The organism is Companilactobacillus bobalius, from assembly GCF_002179915.1.
Taxonomy (GTDB): Bacteria; Bacillota; Bacilli; order Lactobacillales; family Lactobacillaceae; genus Companilactobacillus; species Companilactobacillus bobalius.
This window is the reverse complement of the sequence record NZ_MYFM01000001.1, coordinates 133639-160092: the sequence shown is the minus strand read 5'-3', so window position 1 is coordinate 160092 and position 26454 is coordinate 133639. Positions and strand designations below refer to the sequence as shown.

Below are 26454 nucleotides of genomic sequence, written 5' to 3'. Positions count from 1 at the left end.
TTAGGTCCCATGTTATTTTATTTTTAAATAAATTCATAGGAGATGTTCTTGATGACGAAAATCTATCGTTATGAATACGCTTCACTATCCATTACTCTATTAATCGTTTATAGCCACATGGGAAATTGGGGGTTGATACCTATTCAATATTTAATTCCCGATATTACTGCATTGGGATTTTTCATTTCCACCAAGACAGGTGAGAAAGCTTATAACTTATCTCATACGTTACTCTTACCACTTATTCTGTTATCCGTAAACTTAATAACTAAATCAAATAACTTATTTACCAGTAGCATGATTATTTGGTTACTCCATATTTCGATAGATCGAACTCTTGGCTGGAATTTATTTCCAAGAAAAACAATGTAGTTCAGATTTCAATTAGTAAAATGTTTTGGTTTCAGCCAAATTATTAAATAAATAGTTAGAAACAATCCCAATAACTTGTCTATTTTCTGGCAAATCTGAATGGCTAGTGTTTTCTCCGGTTAAGGTAATCTCAGTAAAATATCTAACCTGAGATTGATAAATATATTTCCCACTATAAACAGAATCTACCTTGACTAGACCATCGGTCGAATAGTTTTTAGCGCCAGCAATTGAATAAATTGTAGTATTATAAGGAATCTTATTGCGGTTATGAATTAGCTCACCCAACATTTTTGATCCACGCAAATTATAAGGTGTCGCAATCGTCATCAAACAATCGAGATGCATTCTTGAAATTTTAATATACTTTTCAATTGCTAATGTCCAGATTAAACCACCATTCGAATGTCCAAGAGCCCTAAAATTTGTAAAGCCATACCTAGCTTGTAAACTTTGCATAACTTTACCAAGCAACTTAGCCTGTTGATTGATATTCCGATATCCATCACGATTATTTTGAAAGGACACCACTATGATAGGTTGATTATCTATACTTAAAATTCCACCATGAAATTTCATTTTACCGTTCTCGTCCACTTCGACTTTTAAAACACTATGTCTAAAATGATTCTTTTCTCTTGGTAGATTGGAAATTAAATAATCAAATCGATTTTCTCCCGCCGATGAACCAGGAACCATGACAATCGGCGACATATAATTTGAATTGAATATCTGCATTATCTTTGATGATTGTTCTACAAAGCCACTAGCTAATAAAATAAAAAAAAGAAAATAAATTATCCATTTCATATTTTTCTTAAGCATCGTTAATTACCTCAACCTTGATAAGTAATATTGAAAGATAACTTTTCTTATTTCAGTACAGATAATAAAACCTAGATACTAATTCAACAATAATCAAAGATGAACACTCTGTTGATTAAATAATTTTTTAAACCGTTTATTAATCAGTTGCTTATAGACAATTTCATGAATTAAAACTGTTCATTTATAAAAAATAAGGCTAGACAAATTCGTTATAAATTTGTCTAGCCTTATTTGCATCGATTGGAAAGTTGTTCAGGATTCAATGTTCTCGTATAGATAAAAATATCGTAAATTTTTTGAGGCTTTAATACAGGAGTACCTTCAAGCCAATAGATCAAAAAGTCCAATATCCCCTGCGACAGGAGTTCATTAGCATAATTTTTTGGCAATTTATCATCATTTTCTGTGGCATTAGATGCAATAGATAGCACTAAATTTTTAATATCTTTAACAAATTTGGAATCATAATCCTTCAACAACAATATAGACAATTCTTTTTGACGATAGAGATATTTGAATAATTGTAAAAAAGCATTATTCTTATTCAATGATTTATCTAAACTTGGTTTCTTATAATTTGAAAATATATTTTGGATATCCAAAATTATTTCTTTTTCATATTGAGATTTCAAATCATATTTATCCAAATAGTGAATATAAAAGGTTCCACGATTGATTTTAGCATCTTTAATCAAAGCGCTAATCGCCAACTTATCAAATCCTTCAGCACTAACAATTTTGATAAAGGCCCGTTGAATTTTCATTTCTGTTTTTAATCTTTTTTCATTAGACTCCATCAGAGAACACCTCTTAAATGAACTGACTGTTTATTTAAAGTCGATAATAATCCAAAATAATTTAAATTCAATAAATAAACACTTCTCGTATTTTTGTCACCGATACAACACAAGCATATTTGGATTTATTTAAAAATACAGTCATATCCACTCAACACTTTATCTGTTTTTGCATATTGCTCCCTCAATATTAAAAATCTATTATGCGGTTGTATAAAAAATTATTGAAGGAGATTTCAATCATGTTTAAATCAGAATGGAAATACCTCATAAATAATAAAAAATTTTTAATAGTGTTATTGGCAATTGCTTTAATTCCTGCCATTTACTGTTATATCTATCTCTCTTCAATGTGGAATACCTATGGGAAAGTAGATCATATTCCAGTAAACATTGTTAACGAAGATAAATCAGTAGTTTTCAATGGCAAAGAAATTACGATTGGTGATAATTTAACAAGAAGTCTCAAGGATAAAGATACCTTTGATTTTGAAGAGACAAGTTCAACAAAGGCTGAACAGCGGTTGCATTCAGGTAAATCCTATATGACCATTATTATTCCCAAAGACTTTTCTAAAAATGCAACCACTTTACTTTCATCACATCCTCAAAAAATGAAAATTAATTATAAAATCAATTCTGGTCAGAACTTTATTGTTTCTAAAATAACTACCGGAGCCGCAACCAATGTTAATCAAAAGGTATCTGAACAAGTAACATCTACATATTCAAAAGTTATTCTCAAAGCTCTAAGTGGTGCTCAAAATGGTATGGTCGAAGCTGGGACAGCTACTAATCAGATATCCAGTCAATCACCATCTCCTCAATTAAAGGCCGGAACTCAACAATTATCAGGAGCTTTGCTAAGCGGAGCCGCCAGATTGAATACAATTTCTAAAAATGACCAAACAGCCGATCATTTGGCAACTCCTATCTCTGAACATTTAACCGATATTAATAAAGTACCTAATAACGGTACTGGAATGGCTCCATTTGCAATCGCACTTGGCCTCTATGTTGGAGGAATTGCTTTAGGAACCATGTATGACAATGATCCCCGTAAGAAACCAACTTCAGCCTTGGGTTGGTGGCTATCTAAGGCCTCTGTTGTCACAACAGTTGGCATCGTTCAATCAGTTATTCTATTTTTCACTTTGACAAAATTGAATAATTTACAGGTTAATTCTCAATTTAATTTATTTGGTGAGTTGATCTTGGGTTCATTATTATTTCAATCATTGATTTTTTGTTTAAGTACACTTCTGGGAGGTGTTGGTACTTGGTTGGTATCAATTATCTTAGTCACCCAAGTAGTTTCTTCTGGAGGATTATATCCAATGCAATTAGTTGGACATTTTGCTCAAACCATGAATCAGTGGTTACCAATGACTTATCTTATCGATTCATTACGTTCAACCATTTCTACTAATTTAAGTATTCAATCCGATATTCTAATAATGATTGCCATGATCATTGGATTTAATGCCCTATCGATTGCCAAATTTCACTTCGTAATGCTTCATGAACCACTTGAAATTTAATAAAAAGTTCCAAAATAATAGGTCGTAAACTTAAAATTCTAAGTTTGCGACCTATTATTGTAATTACCAATAAAATTCCATCCAAATTTTAAATCAGTTAATCTATCTAATGATGCACTTCAGTAAATAACTATTCTTCTATCCCCAGATTATGTTAATTAAGTATTCTGTAACATATATTTATCACCAATTTTGAGTTAACACTTTAATCATCTGTATGAATTTTGGTCAATACGTGATTCAACATAAGTTGATGATATTTATTATGCAAAGTTGGATCAGCATCTTTAATATCAAGATACATTTGTTCATTTATTTTATCCAAAATATTATTAAGCTGTAACAATTCCTCATCATCTAAAGCTCTTAAGTATTTTGGAATTACTTGCATTCTTTTTTCAATTTCCAATTGACCATTATCAGTCAAACTAACAATCGTCACACGTTTATCATTCTTTGATTTTTTACGCGAAACCAAGCCTCTCTTTTCAAGTTTACGAACAAATTCGGCCATCGATTGAGGCGTCATGTTAAGTCTATCTGCTAAAACTTTTTGTGGCAAATTATTATCGTCTGACAATGCTAACAGTATCTTTCCCTGACCTTGAAATAACATTTTATAATCATTTTTGTGTTGCACGTCATCTTCAGCAATGTTTTGTAACATGCTAAATTCAACCAACTTACCTGCCGTTTTTCCCTGATCAATTAAATTTGTCATCGTTATGTAGCCTCCAATTTCTTATTATACGTGAATATTCAATTTAATTCAGGTCCACCTGATTATTTTTCTTGATTTTTAATCAGGTAGACCTTATAATCTGTTTTTATTAGGTATACCTGATTAACTTTTGAAGAGGTCATTAAAATGCAAAATAACACTGCCATTAACGTAGAACATTTATCTAAAGCATTCAACAATCAAAAAGTAGTCGATGATGTTTCATTCACCGTTACAAAAGGAGAAGTTTTTGGATTATTAGGTCCTAATGGAGCTGGTAAAACCACTATTCTTCGTATGATAACTACTCTATTAAAACCAACTACTGGTAATATAACTATTTTTGGTCATGATATCAAAAAAGAAAGTAAACTGGCACGATCAACTTTTGGAGTAACTGGTCAATACGCTGCCGTGGATGAAGATATTACTGCTAAAGAAAATTTACTAATTTTTTCTAGATTGAATGGTCTAACAAAAAAAGAATCACAAGCTCGAACTGATGAGTTACTCAAAGAGTTCTCACTTGAAGCAAGTGCCAATAAATCAATTAAAGAATTTTCTGGTGGTATGCGCCGTAGATTGGATTTAGCAATTAGCCTAATCACACGACCAGAGATAATTTTCTTAGACGAACCTACAACTGGTTTGGATCCACGAACACGCACGCAAATGTGGGATACAATTCGAAACTTGGTAAACCATGGATCAACAATTTTTTTGACAACACAATATCTTGAGGAAGCTGATAATTTAGCTGATCGAGTTGCAGTGATTGATCATGGTAAATTAATTAGAATTGGTACACCTGATGAATTAAAAAAGGAAACAGGTGAATCAAGAGTATCTTTAAAGGTAATAAAGAATAACGATATTCTTCTTGCTGCCAAAATCCTTCAAAACGCATTGAATTCGAAGCCACAGATACTCAACAATACTATTACTATGAAATTCAAAATGACTGAACAAATAATTGATGGACTATCTCAACTAAATACAGCCAAAATAAACGTTTCAAATTTAACCATTCAGGAACCATCCCTAGATGATGTCTTTATGGCTCTAACAATTGGTAAAAATTAAATACGGAGAAAAATATAATGGAAATTAAAAAAAATCGTATTAGCATAATGCAAAATATTAATACCATGGCCTATCGTAATCTTCTAAAAACTCTACATAATCCTGATCATTTAATGGATGTTCTAATTCAACCAGTTATGTTTATGATACTTTTTGGTTATTTATTCGGTGGCGCCATTGCTGGAGGAGTCCATGCCTATCTGCCAATAATCGTTCCGGGAATATTAATACAAACTATTCTATCTGCCGCTTCAGGTTCTGGTACACAACTCAAAGAAGACATGGAAACGGGAATCTTTGACCGTTTCAAAACATTACCCATCGCCCATATTGCTCCCCTTGCTGGACAATTGCTGGCAGATATTTTACGATTGGTCCTTGCAGTTATTGCATCACTTACAACCGGTTATCTCATGGGGTGGCGTCCAAATGTAGCATTTGGATGGATTATTGTCATCATATTAATCACTGTCTTTACTGGCTGGGCTATATCGTGGATCTATGCATTTATCGGTTTAATGGCAAAAAGTGCAACTATGGTGGAAAGCATTTCTTTAATGACGATGTTACTATTATCATTCTTATCAAACGCTTTTATACCGATCAATACTTTGCCTAAATTTTTACAGATAATTGCTAATTTAAATCCGATGACACATGTGATTACCGCTATTCGACAAATTTTGGCAACAGGAGCCTTTTCAAATGCCGCATGGATTGTTCTTTTATTTGATTTAGGTATTGTACTAATTTTTGCTTCTTTAACAGTCTGGGCATATAACAGACAAAATTAATTTAAAAATAAAGGACCAATGTTGGTCTATAAACCGGCATTGATCCTTTATTTTATTATTTTTGATTTTCTTTACGCATAGTTAATTGAATTCGATTACGATCTTGATCAACACTAAGAACCCAGACAGTAACAATATCACCAATTGTCACCACGGTACTAGGATCACTGACGAAATGATCTGATAATTGTGAAATGTGAACTAGTCCGTCTTGCTTAACGCCAATATCAACAAAAGCACCAAAATCAATTACATTACGAACGGTACCTTGAAGTTCCATCCCTGGTTTCAAATCGGCCATAGTCAAAACGTCTTGACGTAACAATGGTGCTGGCATACTATCACGCAAGTCACGTCCCGGTTTACTCAAACCAGCGATAATATCTGCCAAAGTTGATTCACCGATATCTAACTTTTCAGCCCACTGTTTTTGATCTAGCTTACCTAATTTCTGTTGTAGCTCCGGTGTTCCAATAGAATCAATTGTTACATTGATACCTGACAACAATTTTCGAGTAGCAGCATAACTTTCTGGATGAATATCTGTATTATCTAATGGATCACTACCAGCAATGATTCTCAAGAAACCAACCGACTGTTGATAAGCCTTAGGTCCCAATCGAGGAACAGATTTTAAATCTTGACGTTTAGAGAACGAACCATTTTCATTTCTATAAGTCACAATGTTTTTGGCAGTAGTGGCGGTCAATCCAGAAATATGGGTTAACAGTTCAGGACTTGCGGTATTTAGATTGACCCCTACTTGGTTAACAGCAGTCTCAACAACACGATCCAATTGTTCATCCAGTTCCTTTTCAGGTACATCGTGTTGATATTGACCAACACCAATAGCTTTCGGATCAACTTTGATCAATTCAGCTAACGGATCTTGCAGGCGACGCCCAATACTGACAGCCGAACGTTCTTCAACATGCAAATCAGCGAACTCCTTACGAGCATTGGCGCTAGCAGAATAAACGGATGCTCCAGCTTCGTTAACAATCACGTAATAAACCGGATGATCTAAAGTTTTCAAAATTTCACTGACAAACTCTTCAGATTCACGACTGGCAGTTCCATTACCGATAGCAATCATTTCTACATGATATTTTTCCAGTAATTTTTTGAACTCTGGACCGGCTTCAGCACGTTGTTTACTGCTAGCGGGTTTATGTGGATAGATAACTTGTTTAGTCAAAAAGCGACCATTTGCATCCATAATTGCCAATTTACAGCCTGTTCGATAAGCCGGATCAAATCCCATGACTACTTTTCCTTTTAAAGGTGCCTGCATCAAAAGATGGTACAAGTTGTTACCAAATACTTGAATAGCATGTTTATCAGCCTTATCGGATATTTGACGGCGAAGTTCACGTTCAATCGATGGACCAATGAAACGTTTATAAGCATCAGCAAAGGCTACTTCAACTTTTTCTACTGCTGGTCCTTTATGACGTCTGACTAAATGTGAATCTCCATAATGCAAGATTGAAGTATCATCAACTGTTATTCCTACTGTTAAAATCTTCTCACGTTCACCACGATTTATTGCTAAAACACGATACGGTGGAACCTGTTTCAAAGCTTGCGTGAATTCATAATAAGTTTCATAAACCTGTTGTTCATCTTTATCCTTAGCGCCTCGTTTGAGTTTACTAGTTAGTTCTCCGTGAGCCCATGTATAACCACGAATCCATTCACGGAAGTCAGCTCGTTCACTGAAATCTTCGGCTAAGATCTCGTTAACTCCAGCCCAAACCGATGTCAGATCGGGTAAATCTTTATCTGTAGAAATAAAAGTTTTTGCTTTAGCATCAAGTCCACGTTCAGGAAAAGTCATTAACCACTTAGCCAATGGTTCCAATCCTGCTTCACGAGCTATGGTAGCCTTGGTACGGCGCTTTTGTTTATATGGAAGATATAAATCTTCAACTTGTTGCAAAACTGTAGCCTGTTCTAATTGTTGTTTCAAATTAGGCGTTAGCTTACCCTGCTCTTGAATCAATTTCAACACATCATCACGACGTTGATTTAATTTCATTAGCCGATGAGCTTCATCTTCAATATCACGAATAGCGACCTCATCCAAAGTTCCTGTTCGTTCCTTACGATAACGGGCAATAAAAGGTACTGTATTGCCTTCATCTAAAAGTGTTAAAACTGCTTGAATCTGTTGCACACGATACTGATTTAATTGTTGGTGAACTGGTTTGGCCAGATCAACCATGTTATTTTCTTCTTGTTTTGTTGCCATGTGATCCTCCATTATTGTTACTACTTGGATTAAACGCGTCTTCAATTATACCATGGTCAATTCATAATTCAGTCGCTCACCTACACCTAAAATTTCATCCAAATATCGTCAAGAAAAATTAAAGTGATAAAATTAAATTATCTTATTTATACGGAGGACCAAAATGAGTTCAATCTACATCAAGCGTGCACAAATTACAGATTTAAAGGAAATAATGAACATTATTAGTCAAGCTCAAGCAATGTTGAAAGCAGACGGTAGTCCTCAATGGCAAAGTGGTTATCCTGATACCGCCACTTTAAAAAATGATATTATGGCTCAACAATGTTGGGTCCTAATGGTCGATAACAAGGTTGCCGGAACAGCAACTTTAATTGTTGCCGATGATCCTAATTATCGTGAAATTACTGATGGTCAATGGGAAAACAATACTGACCCTTATGCAACTATTCATCGTATCGCCATTAGTGGTGATTTTGCTGGTCAACATTTGGGTAAAATCTTTGTTTCTAATCTTATTAGTCAGTCTTATCAAAACGGCGTTCATAACTTTAGAATCGATACTCATAAATTGAACAAAAGAATGCAACACTTGGCTACTAGTGCCGGTTACGTTCATCGTGGAAAAATTTATGTTAGTGAACCCGCTGCCAATCACGAGGATAATGCTCGTTTGGCTTTTGAATTGAATCTATAATTTGTACAAAAATAGGATGTGAATTTGAGGTTAATCAAATTTACATCCTATTTATTTTGTATTGTCTTCGAGGCCAAATACAAATATCTTTATATATAATCTAACGAATAAAAATTTTTACTGTTTTTTGTTGCTAGAGATTTTTCCTTAAGTAATACTTTTAATATTATTACTTAAGGAGAAATACATGAAAAAATCTTTGCTACTAATTATGCTTCTAGCAATCATCTTTCCACTTAGTGCTTGCTCAAGTAAAAGAACCAAAGTATCAGAACCACAAAAGTTACCTGAAAGCCAACAGATAGCTGTTAATTCAAAGAAATGGGAAGAGCAAACTAAGGACCTAGCCGTAGTTCATAATTCACAATATTCTGACGACTACGCTGGTAGTGTTCATTCAGTCGCCGACTTTAAGAAAATTAATTCAGAAACTTGGGTTATCAAGGCAAAGGTACTCAATTTAGGCAAAGTTATTAATAAAAAACACTCTGCTTCAGAATTACCACCAGTTTTTACACGTGGCGAAGTCAAAGTAGATCAAGTGATTGGTGGTAGTAACAAGCTGAACAAAAAAATAATCAATCTTGTCTTTTGGGGTGGTATAACTTCCAAAGATAATAGTTTTTCATTTACATCCAACAAGGGAATTAAGAAATTCGACCATCCCGTATTAATACAGGACGATAACGCTCCCTTACCTAAAATTGGTTCTGAAATTATTCTAGCCATTCAAAGTGTTGATTGGCCATATTATTCTAGCTATGAACATTTAGATGAAAATGGTTTTAAAGAAGACACCACTTTCCAACCGGTCATGGCTAACATTCATTTCTGGGTCAAAGAACCTGGTGCTAAAGAATTTGTTTTGAATAATTCTTTGATTAAGAATAAACAAGATGCATCCCCAATCATCATTGAAAAAAATATGACTGATGAAATAAATCAAGAATATAATAATTAATCTTTATAACGAAAAACTTCCGGGCCAGTATACTCGGAAGTTTTTTATTTCAATTATTATCCTTGACCCAAAACGAGAATAGAATACCCATGAGTGACATCAAACCAGCACACATCATGGCAGCACGAAAACCATTGGTAAATGAACTAACATCTATAGTATTGCCAAATCTATAAAATACAATTACTGAAATAGTGGTTCCTAAGGCACCACCCATCAATCGGAAAACATTATAAATTCCCGATGCTTTACCAATAGATGTAGGATCAACTGCTCCTAAAACAGATTTTTGTAAGGCTGGTCCTGCCATTGAAAGTCCTATACCAGCCAACGCCAACGGAATTATCATGATTAAATAAGAACTTTGTTCAGTAACCAAAATTGAAAGCAACAAATAACCTATTCCCTGCAAAATAAGTCCTAAAGTCGCTATCAACTTTTCTCCAAATTTATCTACTGCCTTACCGGCAAAAGGAGCCACTACAACTAAAGTTCCAGTCCAAGGTAAAATTTCCAAACCTGCAGTTAAAGAGTCTGCTCGCCCAACAACTTGAAGAAACTGCGGTAAAAAAAATACCACGCCATACATTGCTGCATACAACAGAAAAGTTGCTACGTTCCCACCGGTAAACACCTTTGAACGAAAATATTTTAAAGGAATCATCGGTTTCGATTCATTTTTTTGACGAACAATAAACCAGATCCCTAAGACTAAACTTAAGATACCAACCAAGGCTGATATAACTTTTGAACTGGCAGCAGTTATTTCTGACAAGGACCAGATAATACCCGCTGAAGCGAAAATGACTAATAAGGAGTCCAACAGTCCAATTTTGTCACTATTACCAGTACTTTCTGGCAATATCCGTTTTGATAAATAAATTGCAACTAGTCCAATAGGAACATTGATCCAAAAAATCCATTGCCAAGTTAGTTTAGCAACAATTAGGCCACCTAATGATGGCCCAACAATCAGTGCTAAACCTCCAATTCCACTCCAGATTCCTAATGCTTTACCTCGTTCTGAAGCCGGTAACGCATGGGTTAAAATTGCCATAGACATCGGCGTCATGACTGAGGCACCGATTCCTTCAATTATTCGAGCAACAATCAAAACGTTAATATTACTGGACAATGCACAAAATACCGAACCCAAAGTGAAAATGAAAATACCGATATTATAAATTCTTCGGCGACCAATTCTTTCACCCAAGGAAACACCAACCAGCAATACGGCACCAATTGTTATATTGTAAGCATTCAAAGCCCACTGCAAAGTATTCACTGAAATATGAAAATCTGTTCTAATTGCGGTTGAGGCTGTCGTGACAATCATTGAGTCCATCATCGACATGAAAAATCCTAGTGACGTTAATATCAAAATCCAGGTGGAACTAATCCTTTTATCAGTGGTTGCTTCCATTTGAATCTCCTCTGTACAGTATTTTAAAATAGTTCAAATATTTTTGAACTATTTAACATTATCATTCAGTAAAATTTGTGACAATAAAAACCGTATAAAAAAAAGACGTCATTAAAACGTCATTTTTTGAGTAATTCAAAGATACCAATGAATTCAGCCATTTAGGATAAATATTTAAATATTCCGATAGAAATCAGTCACATATTTATCAAACGTACTTTTGTTCAAAGTAACGTATTTTTCACGAGCTTCTCGTCGTGTATTAATTAATCCCGCAGATTCCAACAACTTGAAGTGATACGAGCCAGAAGTTTTGCTGATATCAACTGCTCTTCCCACTTCACCACAGGCTATCTCGTGATCAGTATGTTTCAGATATTCAATAATTTCTAAACGAATCGGGTCAGCTAGTGCTTTAAAAATTTGAATTTGTCTATCATCTATTTGATTTTTCAATTTAGTATTTACCATATTTGTTATTTTACTTGAGATTTAATCGGTTATTCAAGACGTTAGCTCAAAAAATCTTGTCTACCATTTTTCCAACTGAATCTTAACATGGCGCTTATTTTTTGAATCGGGATTAGGGTCATTTTTTTCGGCGTTATTTAATACCTTGAACAAATCTGTCATGACCTTTTTTTCACCTTCTGGAGATAAATCTATCTCCCCATGTGCTGAAGTAGTATTGTCTTCATCGGTTTCACTGTTTATAGTTTCTCTCAAAGCGCTAATGAATTCATGATGTTGCAACATCACTAATTGAAGTGTTTGTTCAGCGTGTTCTTTAATCCAATCATCTGAGAAATTTAAAACATTATCATCATCCGCGATATATTTTGTTTTTTGATTCAGAAACAAACTGGAATAATAATTCTCAGTTAAATTCTTAATTTTCTCTTGTTTAACAATTTTTAAAAGATCAGCATCCATCATTTTATTCAATGTGTAATATAGCTGATTATTGGGGATTTTAGTGGCCTTTGAAATCTGTTTGGGAGTTAGTCCCTCTTCAGCTTTAGTGGCTTTTAAAATTTTGCCAACTTTGTCGTCGACCATTAATTTGGCAAATTGATCTACTGTAACTTTGGACATTATTTTCACCTCTTTATCAGCATAAATGTTTGACAAATTGAAATCAAACAATTAAAATTCATTTATCATTTAAATTAATTTAAACGTACAATAATTTTAGATGGACGTGATAATATGAAAAATTTAGTTAAGAACCAAGCTTTTATGACCTTAACTGGTGCTGACTTTTTTGAAACTATCGGTACGAGCTTATTCAATATTATTTTATTAACTTATGCACGTAGCTTTGCTAACGCCAGTATCATGGTTTCCATTGTTTCAGTTGCAACAGTTATGCCTGGTGTCCTCGGTATCGTTACCGGACAAATTGCTGACCGAACTTCTAACAAACGTGTTTGGCTAGCTAGTACCAAATTTATTCAAGCTGGACTCTATTTACTTTTGGCTCTATTAATTACTCAAAAACAAGTCTTCTTACTAATGATTATTATCCTAATTAACATCTTTTCAGATATTATCGGTATGTACAGCAATGGTTTACGTATGCCAATTATTCAAACTAAGATTGACCGTGAATTTCAAGAAGAAGCTATGGGTATCACTCAAGGTATCTTGACTATCATGCAAACTGTCGGTCAAGCCATTGGCGTCAGCTTATTAGCCTTAACAAATGACTATCAACTGGCCGGCTATATCAATGCTTTAACCTTTTTAGTTGCTGGTATTATTCTAATTTTTGGGTACGATTCTCTCAAAGTTGAACAAATTAAACATAAGTCACCTTCCATTCATAAACTTTTGGCCCAAATGAAACAGGCGCTCGAAAAAGGTTCGGACACTAATGCTTGGGCTTTACTGGGCAGTATTTTCTTCATGAATGCTGTTGGGTCCAGTCTAGATGCCGTTATTAATCTCTACCTAGTTGATCAGGGAAATAAATTACCTCTTCCCTTCAGTGTAAGTGTACTAATTATCAACACTGTTCTCGTAGCTGGAACAGTGTTAGGAAGTGTTTTACATTCTGGATGGTTTAAAAATTTATCTTTCAGGTCAGTCATGATCACTTGTGTCGCAACATTGGGACTATTCTATATTAATCTCTTAAGTTTAAAGAGTTTTATCCTTATCATTATTTCTATGGCTATTGGTGGTTTCTGTATGGGTCAAGCTAATCCCAAATTAACGGCCGCCCTATTGAAAACTGCTGATGAAGAAATTATCGGTAGTTTAACTGGACTAATGAATACAGTTTCAATTATTTCAATGCCTTTAGGTACTATTGGTATCGTTCTAATCTACAATTTAATCAATCCTGCCTTAGCATATATTGTATCGATGATACTACTAGCTTTATCAGCCGTTTGTCTTTTACTACCTAAAAAAGGAAACGAGAATTAATCTCATTTCCTTTTTTCATACAATTATTTTAAACAGTCAATTCAATCTGGTTTCCTTCAGGATCAAGAATAACACTTTCGTAATAACCATCGCCTGTTACTCTTGGGCCACTCAAATGAGTGTATCCATCGGCTTCTATACGTGCAGATACTTCATCAACTTTTTCTTTTGAACCCAATGACATAGCCATATGCATGTATCCTAATGGATACCCATTTAACTTATCTTGATTCAAATCCTCACGGGTACATACTTCCAGTCTTGCTCCATCTTCGAATGTTAAAAATCTTGAAGAAAAAGTAGTTTTAACATTATGATATTTTTCAGAAGCAGTTGCTCCAAAATATTTTTCATAAAATGAGACTGTTTTTTCTAAATCATTAACAAAAAGTCCAACGTGTTCAATTTTCATACTATTACTCCCCAGAAAGTTTTTTAATTATCTTTATAAACTTAGTTTACTAAGCTGCAAAATTAATATACCATTGATATATGGAATTGTCTAGAAGAACCAAGGAGTAAAATTCATGGATAAAAATGTCCCCGAACTTATGAGAGAAAGAAATTTTAATGTCATTATTCAAACCATCATTCAAAATGGTCCTCTTTCATCTAAAAAAATAGCTGACAACACCGGATTAAGTGTCGTCAGCATTAATAAATTAATTAAAATTCTTACCGAAAAAGGAATTGTCACTAGCAGTCTGCAAAAAGTTTCAACTGGTGGTAGACGGGCAATACAATATACCATTAATGGCAATAACTTTAATCTATTAACCATTCGTATTTTAGAAATAGATCAAAAAATGATAGCAAAATTAGAAATCATCAATTTAAATGGAGGCATTATCTCTAACAACAATTTGCAAAGAGAAATCGTACATCCCGAAGATCTATTACAGTCCATTGAAGAAGTGTTGCAAAAGCAAAAGATAACGCCAAATTTAATTATCATAGGAACCTCCGGTGTAGAGTCAGCTCAAAAAATGATTCTAAGCGACATCCCCGGATTATCCGAAGTAAATTTGGAACAATATCTTTTTGAACACACTAATATTACCGTCAAAGTAATTAATGACGTTAACGCTATGGTTTTAGGAGTCAACGGAAATAATCAAAAAGATAATATTATAGGAATCTACTATCCCAAAAACTATGCTCCAGGAGTCGGCTTATTAATCTCCGGTAATCTTGTTTTAGGCAAATCAGGAGCGGCTGGAGAGATATCCTTGGGACCATCTTATAAAAATACTCACTACCCAATGAAGCAAGATATTTTTGAGGAATATTTATTAAATGATCTTCAAAGCATGATTGCGCTACTAGACCCCGACAAAATAGTAGTCTTCTCTCCCGATAGAAAAATCGATAGGAATAAACTATTAAGGAATTTGCATGACCGAATTCAGCAGATATCGGAAACCACAATTGATTTTGATGAGAATATTGATCAAGCTTATCAAAACGGTTTAATAAATTATGGTAGAGAAAAAATTTTTGAAAGTATAATTAAAAATATTTAATAGAATCTCATCATACTAAAGTAAATATCAAGCTCTGAAGGATCATACTTCCCATTATTCTTTTTACACGAATAATACAAATCAACCGCAGATTTAGGAAGACTCTTTTTTTGAGTTCTCAAATAGAAAATATAACTATTCATATAGCAATGTATCCTGCCGAAACCAGATTAACATCATTAGTTTTATCTAAAACTTTAGCACATTTCAAAATGAATTTAGCTAGATAATAGTCTGTTTTAATTTCAGGATCAGTATATGCTCGACTCAGTTGGTCCATTAGAACTGTAACCTCTTTACTTTGTTCCATATTCTCCTCCCTTTTTCGTAACTTAACGATTAAAAGATAAAACATATAATCATTTACAGCAACCACTATATACTAAAAGTATTTTTTTATTGTGGGACACTCTCTATATCAAGGATTTATACTGCATAATAACAATTACAATGTCAGTGATTCTGAATATCAAAAGTAATTTCTATAAATTTCTTAATTACTTGTCAAACTTATCTGTTTTAATTAATGGAAGTAATATAAAATGTTCATTATAATTAATGTGTCATGATCTATGAGAAACGGGGGAAATATTATTATGTTTTCTAAAATTAAAAAAACAGCAATCTTAATTGCTACAGGTGCCCTTTTATCTACAAGTATGGGTGGAACAATTGTCCTTGCTGACACTGATTCCACTCCTAACAATGATTCAGCTTCAACTACTACAAACTCTACTGAATTAACTGATACTTCTTCATCAACCACTAAAACGCAAGCTGGTTATGAAAATATCAACCTTGCCGCTGTTAAACTTGCTATGCTAAATGAGCTTAATCGTCTCAGGTCTCAAAACAATTTAGAGCCACTAACTTCAATTGATATTCTCAACAACTACGCTCAAGCTAGAACTGATTCTTTTATCACTTCTGGCGGTGTTGATGATCACTCCAATTGGCATTCGGCAAATATGTATCCATACAACTACACTGCTGAAGAAAATATTGCTCAAATGCCTTTTTCAATGATTGGCTCAACTGATCCCCTAATTATTGCTGAAAAAATCACTGATGAATTTTACAGCGAAACATATGATTCTACCCCCGATTATGGTCACAGAAAGAATATGCTCAATCCATATATAAGCTATGTCGGAATTGGTGTCAGTGTATCAAATACTGGTATGATTTATTTTTCTCAAGAAATGGGTAATGATCAAGAGTCATATAGTAAATACGATCCTAGTGCTGTCAAAGACTACTATATGACCAAATATAATGATTACGCTAATCCTTCCAAATATGATCTGGCCGATACCGACCGTAAAGGTGCTGACTATACTCAACGCAAAGATTATGTCACAGCTGACATACGTGGTGGCGTGACAACTAAAAATTACGCTACTCCTGTTTATGACCGTTATGGAAACAGAAATAAGGACTTAGAACTTGCACCAAATTCTGATTGGATTTCCGATATTGTTGCCACCATCAATGGTAAAAAATACTATCACGTTAGCACCAATGGTTTCGTTTCGGCCGCTGATGTCTTGCCATGGGCCAAGTTCCTATATGGCTCCAGCGTTACAGCAACCACCGATGCCAAGGTTTACGATAACAATGGTAATTTCACAGGCAAAATCGTACCTAAGGACAGTAAATGGATCATGGATCGACGTGCTGTTAATCCCAAGACAAAAGTAAAAATGTACCATATTGCTACTAATTCTTGGCTTCAAGAAAATCAAGTGAATGTAAATTAGAGATACCTTCGGGTATCTTTTTTTGTCCGATTAGAGTCGCCAAGCAATCCAAATTAGTCACTAGTGATCTTGCTTGATTAATCAGTTACCATCAAGTCCTTTCTCCCAAAGATTTTGCCCAAACGTCTTTATGAAACAGTTTTCATAATAAACGAAAGAAGTGCTATAATATTCTTAGGAACTAAATGGATGTTTGAATTACTCTTAGACTGCTTCCTATTAGAAATAGATACGCAGTTAAAGCTACGATCCAAATGGAAACAAAAATCTACCTAGAAATTCTGCATACACGATAAAATCCTGGTTGAGCTTATTCAATGTATATCAAATGATGAAAGAAGTGATTCTTATGATGTTTCCTTATTTGAAATTAGGCCCCAGAGATGGAGTTATGTTGATTTCAGTTTTTATCATGTTGATTTTAACATTAGTCTTTAAATGGTCAGTATGGGAATTCTTAGCTTCTGTTGTTGCAATTATAGTTGCATTCTTAGCAGGAAGCATGAAACCAAATGAGAAAAAAGTGCTTGCTTTCTTGAAAAAGTAGCTTAAATTCTTGTAGGTTCCAAACACATTCTTAACCATTAAAAGTTTAAATATTAAGGGAGCTACACTTTATCGTATTGGTAGATTAATTCTACTAATACGACAGAGTGTAGCTCCTTTTTTGCATAAAAATAGTCGTTATTCAGTTTTCACTAAAAACGACTAATAATTATTTATTGAAAAACTTACGAACTTCTTGTTCATAACCATATTCAGCATTCACTTTCTTCAATAACTTTTGATCATGGGTTACTGTGAACCCAGTTTTACGTAAGTGTTTGTATAAATGAATATAAGGAAGATTTAAATCTTGGGCTAGTTTAATTTCCTCATCAATATCATAGAAAACTTTTCTAAAAGAAACATCTATTCTACCTTCATCATCAACTGTCAAAATTGTATAGCAAGCTCGTTGGTCGGCCATCAATTTGGCATAAGGACTGTATGGCTGACCTGTAGCTCCCGGATTAATAATCAATTGTCCTTTACTGGAAGTACGCATTACTTGTTGATGTGTATGTCCATACAATAAAACATCCTTATCGCCGGCTAAATGATCAAAATTAGCTTGTGCCTCAGATGGAAATAAATCATGTCCCGTCGAACGTTCAGCTTGATTATGTGACAAACCAAAATTTAATCCATTAACAGTTATCGTTGTGGAAATTGGTCTTTGAATCAATTCCTGATAATGTTTAGAGCTTAAGTTATTGATTAAGTATTCAGTCAATCTTGATAAATAAACCTCAGAAGGATCATCGAAATCAGCATCCCCTTTAATAATACTATCAATCTCTTGTTCCCAGTTTCCCTGTAGCCAAACCACTGGATGTAAAGATTCCATAGTTTCATAAAGCCGTTCAGCTCCAGGACCAGGCAAGAATAAATCTCCTAAAAACCAATAATCTGTAACTCCATTTTGTTTAGCATCTCTTAAAACAGCATCCAAAGCAGACACATTACCGTGAACATCAGAAAAAACTGCAATCTTGTGTATCATCTTCAACATCCCCTAAGTTCATAAACCACTTTAACATTGCAGTTTACATAAGAATAATAACCATTATTGTAATCCATTTTATATCCCAATGCTATTATCGATTTGTCTAGACTTAGCTTCTACTATTTATCAACGATTTTTAAGATTAGTTTTATCAAATTAAATCCTACAAATTTTAATATCTTTATTTTCTATTTTTCTAAACGTATACCTCTTGAATTGTATAGATAGAAGAAAAAGCCTAACAATAAAATAAACTCCAATAGAATGATTCCCAATGATTGAAGCGATAATTGAATCGACTGATTCAATGAAACAGCCCTTAACATCTTCAAAAGAATTCCTGTATAAAGGTAATTGGATACTTTTGCCATTGATTGATTAAAAGTAGCAAATTGAGGTATCAAGATTAATGGCAGTATTACTGGCAATACAACATATGATGTGTCCGATACTTTTCGACATAAAATTCCGATTAATAACCCAACAATCATGCTCATCAAGGTCATAACCATGCTAATAACAATATAAATAAGGTAACTCATGATTTGTAGTTTAACGCCACTTAAGAAAGGCAAAATAAAGTTTGTAATCATAATGACAACGAATGGTGGTGTAATCGTTGCAATTACATAATCAGTTTGACTAATCGACGAAGATATTAATAATTTCAAACTTTTTTTCTCTTTTTCTTCTGCCATAGGGATACTAATCATCATAATTGATGCCATAACTGAATTAAACATAACCACCATCATCAAAATGAATGGTGCCTTTTGACCATCAAACGATATATTTGGCAAAGTAGTTCTAAATAATATACTGAAAAATATGGCTAGAATAGAGCCTACCATAGCTGAAAAATTTTTAATTAATAACTTAAATTTAACTTTTAATAAGACAGGAATATTATTAGTTTTCATTAGATATATTTCTCTTTTCAATAGATTGAATGAACACTGTTTCTAAAGTAGGTTCATTAGAATGAATACTTCTTATTCTATTGTTCAAAATAAAGTCTGCTAATTCACTATTTTGCTTAGGCAACACAAAGATATCTGATCTATTATCAAACGTAAAACAAGTTACTTCTATTTTTATACCAGCAAATTTATTTTTGATATTCTCTGGACTCCCCTGCTCAATAATCCGACCTTCATTCATCAATATTAAGTGGTCACAAAAATTCTCGGCCTCATTCATATTATGAGTTGTTAATATCACTGTTTTTCCTGATTTTTTAATTTTATAAATCAAATTTCTGATTTTTTTACTAGTTATGGGATCGACATTACTGGTAGGTTCATCTAATAAAACTATTCCAGCATTATTCAGAAAACATCTAATCAAAGACACTCGTCTTTTCATACCTGTTGATAGTTTGGACATTTTTATTTTTTGACAATCATGTAAACCAGCTGACCGCAATAACTTTTTAACTTTCTTGGGACCTTTACCAAAAATATTGGCATATAACAAAAGATTATCTATCACACTTAGCTCGTCATATAATCCACTATCAACAGCACACAGACTAATTTGTTCAAACACTTTATCATTTTTCTCAACAGGAATTCCATCTATGTCAAGCTCCCCTTTAAAAGAAACTTGATTTGTTAAAACATTCAATAAAGTGGTTTTCCCTGCTCCAGAAGGACCTATAATACCAAATATTTCATTAGTTTTAATTTCAAAATTAATATCCTGTAGGGCATAATTATTTTCTAATTGTAAAAACTTTTTCCTGAACTTAACTGATATATTCTTACACCTAATAACCTCATTCATTTTAAATTTCCTTTTGAAATCATATTTTACAGAACAAAAATTATCACAATTAATAATTTCAAGATATAAATAATCAAGCTATTTACAAAGAATTTACAATGAAACTATCAAACAAAAAAAACGTTCAAATATTGAATATAAATCCAATATCTGAACGTCTTCTATAAAACAATCGCTAAAGCTATACCAAGCATTATCATACCCAGCATGTGATATCTATTACCGATTTCGGAACCTTTAACCATTTTTGACCTGTCCTCAACAAATTGATCCGAAGATTTTTTCAAAATGAGTTGATATAACCTGATTCGATTCTGAGCATACAATCTATATGTGTACAAATAAGCTAAAGAAAATACTATCATCAAAATGGCAAATATCTTTATCAAAGAATAATCATAATAATTAAGAACCACATAAAAACCAGTTACTCCTAATACAATGGAACAGATAAGTAACAAATAAAGACATATCCAAATATACATACTCCGTTTCATACGTTTGTATTCTTGTGGATATTCCTCCATTATATCAGCGGTCCAGCGATATAGTTTTGGTCCATTAACCGTTTTATTGTACTTACGAATTCGTTTAATTTCAGGTAAAGCCTTAAAAATAAAAATTATAATACTGATTAATACCAACACAGCAGATATGATTACTTTCAGTTTTAACATGGAAATATTCTCCTAACTTTCTATGTACGAATAATGTTACACCATAACGTACATTTCAAGATAGGCCTTAATCACATCCAGCTAGGCTTATCACCATCAGTATTGGGTTTGTTCAATCCGACACTTGCTCGTAGGTCTTGACGTGGATTATTGATTAATTTTAGTACAAAATCAGCTACACTAGCACGTGAAACTTCAGTTCCTTTGAACGGTTGATCTTGAGTTGTTTCCTCATAATCAATTTCATCATTATCGGTTAACCATGCTGGACGAATTTCAGTATAGTAAAGGTTTGATTGTTCCAAAAGAGTAGCTGACTCTCTAAACCCTGGTAAAAATGCAGCAATAGCTTGCTCATTCCATTCACCAAACTTACCTGGTACTTCATGATGAGCACCTAAAGCACTAATGAAAATTAAACGCTTCTTTCCCTCTTCTTCCATTGCAGCCAAAATACTTTTAGTTTGAGCACCTAAATCAGTTCCTCCAACATTTGAATAGATAATATCGGCTGGCCTCATAGCTTTTGCTAAATCTTGTGTTTTGAGGACATCCCCATCCACAATTGTGACTCTGTCATTTCCTTGATATTGACTCAATCTTTCAGCCTTCCTCAAAAAAAGAATCAAATTATTCTCTGTTTCCTTTAAAATGCGTTCAATTAATATCCTAGCAGTACCACCATTGGCACCAATAATCATTACTGTACTCATATATTTATTCCTGCTTTCTGATTAGCTTACTAGAATATTCTATGTTCACTTATAAAAGATGTCTAATACCTCTATCTAATATGTATCTATGCTTAAAAAGCATATCATTTATTTTAATTACTTAAGCAGTATTTTTTCTCGATACGTCGACGGACTCATACCATACCAATTCTTAAAGGCTCGTGAGAAGGACTCCGGATCAGAATATCCCAATAAATAACTTATATCGATCAATGTTAAAGTTTCATCTTTCATTAAAGGATTAACTAGACTTTGCCGAGCATACTTTACTTGTTCATTGAAAGAGGTTTTCAATGTTTTCAAATTCCGCTGTAAAGTTCGTTTACTAATATTTAAACTCTTCGATACTTCATCTATTCCAAAATCACCACTAGGAATTCTTTTTATCAAAAGCGCCTGTATATTTTCTTCCAATGATTTATTACTCTTTACTTCTAACTTCTTGCGATCCAATTCAGGACGTATAAATGTCCACATAACATTATTTGAAGATAAAAAGGGTCGGGCTAAGTCATTATTGTCAAATATAATTTCGTTCTCCATTAACTTTTCCGGAGTCATTTTTAAAACATCAATTATATCCGTTCCATAATCATACTTGCTCCCCACTTTAATGGGCACGATTGTCTTCGAAGTACCTGTTCTCAACAGATTAAGTATCAAAAGTTGTTCTAGCATGACAGTAAAACGGGGCAATTCTAATTGTAAATCGATCCCCGAAATATGAATAGAGGTGGTTTTTTCATTAGTCATGATTGTTAATTTCACTGGACCTATTAGAAATTTATATTCAGCCAGCCGCTTTATAGCCTCTAACCCATTTTGGGCTGTCATTGCTGCAAAAAATGATGGCATAAAAGTATTCATCTTTTCTATTTGGGACAAATAAATAATATTTTGATCAGATGTTTTATTATCCAATACATCCAATAAACGCCAGTACTCACTATTTTATTAAGCTCAATGGTTTCTTTCCACAGAACCTTATTGATTCCCGCCTCCTGCAATATATCATTAATGTCGAGGCCCATTTTATTCATAAAAATTTGGAATTGACTAGAAATACTCAGTTTCATTGATTGAACAGCTCCTATCTATTAACTAGCATGCTTCATTATGAAATCAAAAATTGTTGTTGGTAAGATTGTTTTAGCAAATACTAATGGCTTAGCTCCAAAGCCGATAAGATATCTAGTTTTGGGACGATTTGAGCTAACTGCTTTTAAAATAGCTTTGGAAACCACTTTAGGGTTAGACATCATATTGGATGAGTATTGTTTTCTCATTCCTGCAGCGGCTTTGTCGGCTTGCCCTTCATAGGCACCACCTTGAGCAGATTTTTGTAACTTATCAGCCGCAATGAAGCCCCAATTTGTTTTAATACCACCGGGTTCAATAATGGAAACTTTAATTCCAAATTCCTTAGTTTCCATTCTTAATGCATCACTAAAAGCCTCTACAGCATACTTAGTAGCGTGATACCATGCTCCCATATAACTAACTAAACGTCCTCCCATGGAAGAAGTATTAATGATTCGTCCCTCATGTTGTTTTCTCATATATGGTAATACTAATTGGGTTAATTGTGCCATTCCGAATAAGTTAACATCAAATTGTCGCTTGGCTTCTTCAATTGAGACATCCTCAACTGCTCCATAAGAACCATAACCAGCATTATTGATTAAAACATCAATACGTCCTTCTTCTTTGATAATAGTTTTAACGGCACTTTTAATAGATTCTTCATTAGTAATATCCAATTCCAGTGGACGGACATTATATTTTTTCAATTCATTTAACTTGTCTAATCTACGAGCTGCACCATATACAATATTATTTTGTAATGCTAACAACTCTGCTGTTTGATAACCAATCCCACTACTTGCACCTGTAATTAAAATAACTGACATCTGTCTGCCTCCGTGTCTCAATTTATGTACCTATAATACCGACAAATGACGTCAATCTTAATGGCATAAAGTGACATGTACTTAGCTTATTGTGCCAAATAAAAACTGCCGGATTTTTAAACCAGCAGCTTTTATTTATTAATATCACTAGATATTTGTTTCAAAAAGGCTTCAGCGGCTTGAGAAAGTTCTCGTCCCTTTTGCCAAACTAGATTTGTTCCCGCTGTTCGACGTGGTTCCAATGGCACAAAAATTAAATCGGATTGATTAGTATTGATAATCCCGTCAACACACAGAGCATAACCTACTCCAGCTGATACTAGTAATGATGCGTTATAAAGTAGATTGTAAGTTGCTACGATATTAAATTTCTTAGTGCTTTCACCATACCAATCCTTTAAAGTATCCAAAAAGCCGTTCTGTTGTGTGACAATCATGTCACGATTCTCTAGGTCATCCAGTGTTATATGATCTTTATTAGCTAAATCAGAACTACGTGGCATCAAGACTCCCCAACGACTCTCACCTAATAAGTGAATGAACTCGAAATCCTTCTTTGAGGCCGGATCTACTACAATACCAAAGTCAAAATTCCCTGAATCCAAGTTTCTTCTAACATCGTTAGCATTGGTACTGACGATATTAACTTTAATATGTGGGTACTTATTTCTTAATACTTTGATTGACTGAGCTACACTAATGAAACTTCTTGTTTCAGCGCTACCGATAACAATTGATCCGGTAATATCCTGACCTATCTACATATTATCAAGTGTCTTATCGGTCAAGGCCAGAATCTGATTGACCTGATTAGAAAAATATTCACCCTCACTAGTTAATTCAATTGAACGTCCACCTCTTTTTATCAAGGTTACGCCCACTTCATCCTCCAAATCCTTCAATTGTCTGGAAATGGTTGGTTGAGAAACATGTAATTTTTCGGCAGCACGACTAAAGTTTAATTCTGATGCCACAGCCTGGAAATAACGCAAAACTCGTAATTCCATTTTTATTTCTCCTTACTATTACAATATCGTATGATTTTAGATACATTATAAGCATTAGACATTGCCTAATTCAAGTCTTACTCTAATACACGTAAGCAAATTGATTAACTCAAGGAGAAGTATAAATATGGTTAATATCAAATTGGACCCAATCATGTTGCCTTTGCTATCAATCAACCAGAAGATACTAATGTTAGTGAGTTTACCGTTGGTCCAACAAACCAACCTTGGTAATTAGGTAAAATTATGACGAGTGAAAACAAATGGACATTCGAACAGTTACAAAATTTTGCCGAAGCTGATGATTTTAGAGTCTCGCCATTTTATAGTGATGGTAAAACCTACGGAACACCAACTTGGATCTGGTCGGTCGTTGTCGACGATAAATTATTTATCCGCGCTTGGAATGGTCAAAATTCCCGTTGGTATCGTTCTGCTATTCAACAACAAGGTGGACGAATTTTCTTAGCTGGTTCCAATCATGAAGTGATTTTTGAAAAGTTACATAATGATAAAATTAATGATTTGGTGGATCAAGGTTATCGCGATAAATATCAAAATAGTCCTTACTTTCCACCAATGATTCAGGCAGGACCTCGTAGCACTACTATTGAAGTTATTCCCAAATAAAAAATTCCTCTAGATTTTATCTAGGGGATTTTTTCTATTTATTGATTAATTCTTTAATTGCTGATGACAAATTCATTAACGGATGACCTAATATCTTTTCGAAATCTGCTGTATCAGCCTTATCCTCACCATTATTGCCCTTTAGTGTATATTCCTGATAAGCTTCTGAAACCGAAACCCACTGTGCAGGAATTCCGGAACTTTCTAGTGTGGAAACAAATTTGCTAGCTGGAATCTCTTCGATATCTAATTTTGTATTCAAGGCCTCTTGAGTGGCAAAGGCTATTTGGTGATAAGATTTAGGTTCACCTGCTAAATCAAGTACTTCACCATAATTTCCGTTAGCAATAACTCTAGCCCCAGCTTCGGCATACTCTCTCTTTAAAGCAAAAGACAGATTACCTTCTTTAGCGAAATACGGAAATTGTCTTGTTTTAACAGCATAATCGAATAAAGCTTGATTTAACTCCGTATACCAACTATTTCGTAAAAAGGTATGAGGAATACCTGTTTCTTTAATCCAATTCTCCGTTTGTTTATGAATAGTTTCTAATCCAAATTTTGAATACTCAGGATGAGAAATACTTGTATAAGCAATATATTTTACGTGGTTGACTTGAGCCGCTTGAACAACATTTTGTTGAATATTAGGTCTAGAGACTGACACAAAAAGTAGACGATCAATTCCTTTAAGAGCATCAATCATAGAATTGGCGTCCGTGTAATCACCAATTCTGACACTAACACCTTTAGCTTTTAACACCTCACCCTTAGTCTCATTTCTAACCAATCCAAACAAATTAGCCTCTGGTGCAAATTTCTTCAAGTAATCGATGGCATAATTACCATATTCACCACTTGCTCCGGTTATCATAATATTCATAGTAATTTCTCCTTCTTACTTTTGACATGTTGATAATACTAACGACATTCCTAAGACTTTTCATTATACAAAAATGCCAGAATGTATAAAAA

General features: G+C 33.8%; 28 protein-coding genes and 2 pseudogenes. 12 read left to right on the top strand and 18 right to left on the bottom strand.

Annotated features, from left to right (window positions below; translation table 11 throughout):
- Nucleotides 1–51: 51 nt before the first annotated feature.
- Nucleotides 52–372: a DUF4260 family protein gene (locus tag LKACC16343_RS00805; protein ID WP_056952683.1), complete on the top strand. Its 321-nt coding sequence runs from the start codon at nucleotides 52–54 to the stop codon at nucleotides 370–372.
- Between the two features lie 12 nt (nucleotides 373–384).
- Here LKACC16343_RS00805 and LKACC16343_RS00800 read toward each other — a convergent pair whose 3' ends face one another.
- Both LKACC16343_RS00800 and LKACC16343_RS14235 read right to left on the bottom strand, forming a co-directional pair.
- A complete protein-coding gene (locus LKACC16343_RS00800) occupies nucleotides 385–1197 on the bottom strand; it encodes an alpha/beta hydrolase (protein ID WP_056952685.1) in 813 nt (270 codons plus the stop codon).
- 230 nt (nucleotides 1198–1427) lie between these two features.
- Nucleotides 1428–1997 (bottom strand): TetR/AcrR family transcriptional regulator C-terminal domain-containing protein, encoded by a 570-nt coding sequence (locus tag LKACC16343_RS14235; RefSeq protein WP_158106704.1) that lies wholly within the window; start codon nucleotides 1995–1997, stop codon nucleotides 1428–1430.
- A 242-nt stretch (nucleotides 1998–2239) separates the two neighbouring features.
- On the opposite strand from LKACC16343_RS14235, the gene LKACC16343_RS00790 reads away from it, so the two are divergent.
- Nucleotides 2240–3538 carry a YhgE/Pip domain-containing protein gene (locus LKACC16343_RS00790; RefSeq protein ID WP_056952687.1) on the top strand — a complete coding sequence of 433 codons (1299 nt, stop codon included), beginning with the start codon at nucleotides 2240–2242 and terminating at the stop codon, nucleotides 3536–3538.
- Nucleotides 3539–3743: 205 nt separating this feature from the next.
- Here LKACC16343_RS00790 and LKACC16343_RS00785 read toward each other — a convergent pair whose 3' ends face one another.
- Nucleotides 3744–4259 (bottom strand): MarR family winged helix-turn-helix transcriptional regulator, encoded by a 516-nt coding sequence (locus LKACC16343_RS00785; RefSeq protein WP_056952689.1) that lies wholly within the window; start codon nucleotides 4257–4259, stop codon nucleotides 3744–3746.
- A gap of 147 nt (nucleotides 4260–4406) precedes the next feature.
- Here LKACC16343_RS00785 and LKACC16343_RS00780 point away from each other — a divergent pair, with 147 nt between their 5' ends.
- Entirely contained in the window at nucleotides 4407–5342 is a 936-nt protein-coding gene (locus tag LKACC16343_RS00780) for an ATP-binding cassette domain-containing protein (RefSeq protein ID WP_056952690.1), read from the top strand.
- Nucleotides 5343–5359: 17 nt separating this feature from the next.
- On the top strand, nucleotides 5360–6136 hold the full coding sequence (locus tag LKACC16343_RS00775; protein ID WP_056952692.1) for an ABC transporter permease: 777 nt from the start codon (nucleotides 5360–5362) through the stop codon (nucleotides 6134–6136).
- Nucleotides 6137–6191: 55 nt separating this feature from the next.
- On the opposite strand, the gene LKACC16343_RS00770 is transcribed toward LKACC16343_RS00775, so the two are convergent.
- Nucleotides 6192–8390: a Tex family protein gene (locus LKACC16343_RS00770; protein WP_056952694.1), complete on the bottom strand. Its 2199-nt coding sequence runs from the start codon at nucleotides 8388–8390 to the stop codon at nucleotides 6192–6194.
- Nucleotides 8391–8553: 163 nt separating this feature from the next.
- Between LKACC16343_RS00770 and LKACC16343_RS00765 the strand changes: the two genes are divergently transcribed.
- Together LKACC16343_RS00765 and LKACC16343_RS00760 are read left to right on the top strand one after the other, a co-directional pair.
- Nucleotides 8554–9087 carry a GNAT family N-acetyltransferase gene (locus tag LKACC16343_RS00765; RefSeq protein ID WP_056952696.1) on the top strand — a complete coding sequence of 178 codons (534 nt, stop codon included), beginning with the start codon at nucleotides 8554–8556 and terminating at the stop codon, nucleotides 9085–9087.
- A gap of 187 nt (nucleotides 9088–9274) precedes the next feature.
- Nucleotides 9275–10048: a hypothetical protein gene (locus LKACC16343_RS00760; protein ID WP_056952698.1), complete on the top strand. Its 774-nt coding sequence runs from the start codon at nucleotides 9275–9277 to the stop codon at nucleotides 10046–10048.
- Between the two features lie 49 nt (nucleotides 10049–10097).
- Here LKACC16343_RS00760 and LKACC16343_RS00755 read toward each other — a convergent pair whose 3' ends face one another.
- The 3 genes from LKACC16343_RS00755 to LKACC16343_RS00745 form a co-directional block, all read right to left on the bottom strand.
- Nucleotides 10098–11471: an MFS transporter gene (locus LKACC16343_RS00755; protein WP_056952700.1), complete on the bottom strand. Its 1374-nt coding sequence runs from the start codon at nucleotides 11469–11471 to the stop codon at nucleotides 10098–10100.
- Between the two features lie 174 nt (nucleotides 11472–11645).
- A complete protein-coding gene (locus LKACC16343_RS00750; protein WP_056952702.1) occupies nucleotides 11646–11942 on the bottom strand; it encodes an ArsR/SmtB family transcription factor in 297 nt (98 codons plus the stop codon).
- 60 nt (nucleotides 11943–12002) lie between these two features.
- On the bottom strand, nucleotides 12003–12566 hold the full coding sequence (locus LKACC16343_RS00745) for a winged helix-turn-helix domain-containing protein (protein ID WP_056952704.1): 564 nt from the start codon (nucleotides 12564–12566) through the stop codon (nucleotides 12003–12005).
- A gap of 114 nt (nucleotides 12567–12680) precedes the next feature.
- Here LKACC16343_RS00745 and LKACC16343_RS00740 point away from each other — a divergent pair, with 114 nt between their 5' ends.
- Nucleotides 12681–13904 (top strand): MFS transporter, encoded by a 1224-nt coding sequence (locus LKACC16343_RS00740; protein ID WP_056952706.1) that lies wholly within the window; start codon nucleotides 12681–12683, stop codon nucleotides 13902–13904.
- 28 nt (nucleotides 13905–13932) lie between these two features.
- Here LKACC16343_RS00740 and LKACC16343_RS00735 read toward each other — a convergent pair whose 3' ends face one another.
- Nucleotides 13933–14316: a VOC family protein gene (locus tag LKACC16343_RS00735; protein WP_056952708.1), complete on the bottom strand. Its 384-nt coding sequence runs from the start codon at nucleotides 14314–14316 to the stop codon at nucleotides 13933–13935.
- Nucleotides 14317–14431: 115 nt separating this feature from the next.
- Here LKACC16343_RS00735 and LKACC16343_RS00730 point away from each other — a divergent pair, with 115 nt between their 5' ends.
- Complete coding sequence (locus LKACC16343_RS00730; protein WP_056952710.1) at nucleotides 14432–15427, top strand: ROK family protein; 996 nt, start codon at nucleotides 14432–14434, stop codon at nucleotides 15425–15427.
- 139 nt (nucleotides 15428–15566) lie between these two features.
- Here the strand turns inward: LKACC16343_RS00730 and LKACC16343_RS14230 are convergent, their stop codons facing one another.
- On the bottom strand, nucleotides 15567–15737 hold the full coding sequence (locus LKACC16343_RS14230; RefSeq protein WP_156638755.1) for a hypothetical protein: 171 nt from the start codon (nucleotides 15735–15737) through the stop codon (nucleotides 15567–15569).
- Nucleotides 15738–16023: 286 nt separating this feature from the next.
- Here LKACC16343_RS14230 and LKACC16343_RS00725 point away from each other — a divergent pair, with 286 nt between their 5' ends.
- Nucleotides 16024–17187, top strand: coding sequence for a CAP domain-containing protein (locus LKACC16343_RS00725; RefSeq protein WP_056952712.1), 1164 nt, complete (start codon nucleotides 16024–16026; stop codon nucleotides 17185–17187).
- A gap of 349 nt (nucleotides 17188–17536) precedes the next feature.
- Nucleotides 17537–17734: a hypothetical protein gene (locus tag LKACC16343_RS00720; RefSeq protein WP_087721243.1), complete on the top strand. Its 198-nt coding sequence runs from the start codon at nucleotides 17537–17539 to the stop codon at nucleotides 17732–17734.
- A gap of 168 nt (nucleotides 17735–17902) precedes the next feature.
- On the opposite strand, the gene LKACC16343_RS00715 is transcribed toward LKACC16343_RS00720, so the two are convergent.
- From LKACC16343_RS00715 to LKACC16343_RS00680, 8 genes and pseudogenes are all read right to left on the bottom strand, one after another.
- Nucleotides 17903–18733 carry a metallophosphoesterase family protein gene (locus LKACC16343_RS00715; RefSeq protein WP_056952714.1) on the bottom strand — a complete coding sequence of 277 codons (831 nt, stop codon included), beginning with the start codon at nucleotides 18731–18733 and terminating at the stop codon, nucleotides 17903–17905.
- A gap of 191 nt (nucleotides 18734–18924) precedes the next feature.
- Complete coding sequence (locus LKACC16343_RS00710) at nucleotides 18925–19656, bottom strand: ABC transporter permease (protein WP_056952716.1); 732 nt, start codon at nucleotides 19654–19656, stop codon at nucleotides 18925–18927.
- Complete coding sequence (locus LKACC16343_RS00705; RefSeq protein ID WP_056952720.1) at nucleotides 19646–20521, bottom strand: ABC transporter ATP-binding protein; 876 nt, start codon at nucleotides 20519–20521, stop codon at nucleotides 19646–19648. The genes LKACC16343_RS00710 and LKACC16343_RS00705 overlap by 11 nt, the downstream gene beginning before the upstream one ends.
- A gap of 161 nt (nucleotides 20522–20682) precedes the next feature.
- Nucleotides 20683–21198, bottom strand: a complete 516-nt coding sequence (locus LKACC16343_RS00700) for a hypothetical protein (protein ID WP_056952722.1) — start codon at nucleotides 21196–21198, stop codon at nucleotides 20683–20685.
- Between the two features lie 71 nt (nucleotides 21199–21269).
- Nucleotides 21270–21911 carry an NAD(P)H-binding protein gene (locus LKACC16343_RS00695; protein ID WP_056952724.1) on the bottom strand — a complete coding sequence of 214 codons (642 nt, stop codon included), beginning with the start codon at nucleotides 21909–21911 and terminating at the stop codon, nucleotides 21270–21272.
- A gap of 117 nt (nucleotides 21912–22028) precedes the next feature.
- Nucleotides 22029–22853, bottom strand: a complete 825-nt coding sequence (locus LKACC16343_RS00690) for a helix-turn-helix domain-containing protein (protein ID WP_234032572.1) — start codon at nucleotides 22851–22853, stop codon at nucleotides 22029–22031.
- A gap of 176 nt (nucleotides 22854–23029) precedes the next feature.
- Nucleotides 23030–23842, bottom strand: a complete 813-nt coding sequence (locus LKACC16343_RS00685; RefSeq protein ID WP_056952726.1) for an oxidoreductase — start codon at nucleotides 23840–23842, stop codon at nucleotides 23030–23032.
- A gap of 131 nt (nucleotides 23843–23973) precedes the next feature.
- A pseudogene (locus LKACC16343_RS00680) lies at nucleotides 23974–24849 on the bottom strand (LysR family transcriptional regulator).
- 150 nt (nucleotides 24850–24999) lie between these two features.
- Between LKACC16343_RS00680 and LKACC16343_RS14460 the strand changes: the two are divergent.
- Together LKACC16343_RS14460 and LKACC16343_RS00675 are read left to right on the top strand one after the other, a co-directional pair.
- Nucleotides 25000–25083, top strand: a pseudogene (locus LKACC16343_RS14460) (oxidoreductase); the annotation flags it as partial.
- A 12-nt stretch (nucleotides 25084–25095) separates the two neighbouring features.
- Nucleotides 25096–25479: a DUF2255 family protein gene (locus LKACC16343_RS00675; RefSeq protein WP_056952728.1), complete on the top strand. Its 384-nt coding sequence runs from the start codon at nucleotides 25096–25098 to the stop codon at nucleotides 25477–25479.
- Between the two features lie 34 nt (nucleotides 25480–25513).
- Here LKACC16343_RS00675 and LKACC16343_RS00670 read toward each other — a convergent pair whose 3' ends face one another.
- On the bottom strand, nucleotides 25514–26362 hold the full coding sequence (locus tag LKACC16343_RS00670; protein ID WP_056952730.1) for an NAD(P)H-binding protein: 849 nt from the start codon (nucleotides 26360–26362) through the stop codon (nucleotides 25514–25516).
- Nucleotides 26363–26454: the final 92 nt, after the last annotated feature.

Excerpts from the sequence above, each read along its gene's own strand:
- LKACC16343_RS00670 (WP_056952730.1), bottom strand. The coding sequence starts at position 26,362 with ATGAATATTATGATAACCGGAGCAAGTGGTGAATATGGTAATTATGCC.
- LKACC16343_RS14235 (WP_158106704.1), bottom strand. The coding sequence starts at position 1,997 with ATGGAGTCTAATGAAAAAAGATTAAAAACAGAAATGAAAATTCAACGG.
- LKACC16343_RS00770 (WP_056952694.1), bottom strand. The coding sequence starts at position 8,390 with ATGGCAACAAAACAAGAAGAAAATAACATGGTTGATCTGGCCAAACCA.
- LKACC16343_RS00700 (WP_056952722.1), bottom strand. The coding sequence starts at position 21,198 with ATGTTAAAACTGAAAGTAATCATATCTGCTGTGTTGGTATTAATCAGT.
- LKACC16343_RS00705 (WP_056952720.1), bottom strand. The coding sequence starts at position 20,521 with ATGAATGAGGTTATTAGGTGTAAGAATATATCAGTTAAGTTCAGGAAA.
- LKACC16343_RS00715 (WP_056952714.1), bottom strand. The coding sequence starts at position 18,733 with ATGATACACAAGATTGCAGTTTTTTCTGATGTTCACGGTAATGTGTCT.
- LKACC16343_RS00725 (WP_056952712.1), top strand. The coding sequence starts at position 16,024 with ATGTTTTCTAAAATTAAAAAAACAGCAATCTTAATTGCTACAGGTGCC.
- LKACC16343_RS00790 (WP_056952687.1), top strand. The coding sequence starts at position 2,240 with ATGTTTAAATCAGAATGGAAATACCTCATAAATAATAAAAAATTTTTA.
- LKACC16343_RS00750 (WP_056952702.1), bottom strand. The coding sequence starts at position 11,942 with ATGGTAAATACTAAATTGAAAAATCAAATAGATGATAGACAAATTCAA.
- LKACC16343_RS00685 (WP_056952726.1), bottom strand. The coding sequence starts at position 23,842 with ATGTCAGTTATTTTAATTACAGGTGCAAGTAGTGGGATTGGTTATCAA.
- LKACC16343_RS00675 (WP_056952728.1), top strand. The coding sequence starts at position 25,096 with ATGACGAGTGAAAACAAATGGACATTCGAACAGTTACAAAATTTTGCC.
- LKACC16343_RS00805 (WP_056952683.1), top strand. The coding sequence starts at position 52 with ATGACGAAAATCTATCGTTATGAATACGCTTCACTATCCATTACTCTA.
- LKACC16343_RS00760 (WP_056952698.1), top strand. The coding sequence starts at position 9,275 with ATGAAAAAATCTTTGCTACTAATTATGCTTCTAGCAATCATCTTTCCA.
- LKACC16343_RS00755 (WP_056952700.1), bottom strand. The coding sequence starts at position 11,471 with ATGGAAGCAACCACTGATAAAAGGATTAGTTCCACCTGGATTTTGATA.
- LKACC16343_RS00710 (WP_056952716.1), bottom strand. The coding sequence starts at position 19,656 with ATGAAAACTAATAATATTCCTGTCTTATTAAAAGTTAAATTTAAGTTA.
- LKACC16343_RS00775 (WP_056952692.1), top strand. The coding sequence starts at position 5,360 with ATGGAAATTAAAAAAAATCGTATTAGCATAATGCAAAATATTAATACC.
- LKACC16343_RS00800 (WP_056952685.1), bottom strand. The coding sequence starts at position 1,197 with ATGCTTAAGAAAAATATGAAATGGATAATTTATTTTCTTTTTTTTATT.
- LKACC16343_RS00735 (WP_056952708.1), bottom strand. The coding sequence starts at position 14,316 with ATGAAAATTGAACACGTTGGACTTTTTGTTAATGATTTAGAAAAAACA.
- LKACC16343_RS00785 (WP_056952689.1), bottom strand. The coding sequence starts at position 4,259 with ATGACAAATTTAATTGATCAGGGAAAAACGGCAGGTAAGTTGGTTGAA.
- LKACC16343_RS00730 (WP_056952710.1), top strand. The coding sequence starts at position 14,432 with ATGGATAAAAATGTCCCCGAACTTATGAGAGAAAGAAATTTTAATGTC.
- LKACC16343_RS00780 (WP_056952690.1), top strand. The coding sequence starts at position 4,407 with ATGCAAAATAACACTGCCATTAACGTAGAACATTTATCTAAAGCATTC.
- LKACC16343_RS00695 (WP_056952724.1), bottom strand. The coding sequence starts at position 21,911 with ATGAGTACAGTAATGATTATTGGTGCCAATGGTGGTACTGCTAGGATA.
- LKACC16343_RS00740 (WP_056952706.1), top strand. The coding sequence starts at position 12,681 with ATGAAAAATTTAGTTAAGAACCAAGCTTTTATGACCTTAACTGGTGCT.
- LKACC16343_RS00720 (WP_087721243.1), top strand. The coding sequence starts at position 17,537 with ATGATGTTTCCTTATTTGAAATTAGGCCCCAGAGATGGAGTTATGTTG.
- LKACC16343_RS14230 (WP_156638755.1), bottom strand. The coding sequence starts at position 15,737 with ATGGAACAAAGTAAAGAGGTTACAGTTCTAATGGACCAACTGAGTCGA.
- LKACC16343_RS00765 (WP_056952696.1), top strand. The coding sequence starts at position 8,554 with ATGAGTTCAATCTACATCAAGCGTGCACAAATTACAGATTTAAAGGAA.
- LKACC16343_RS00745 (WP_056952704.1), bottom strand. The coding sequence starts at position 12,566 with ATGTCCAAAGTTACAGTAGATCAATTTGCCAAATTAATGGTCGACGAC.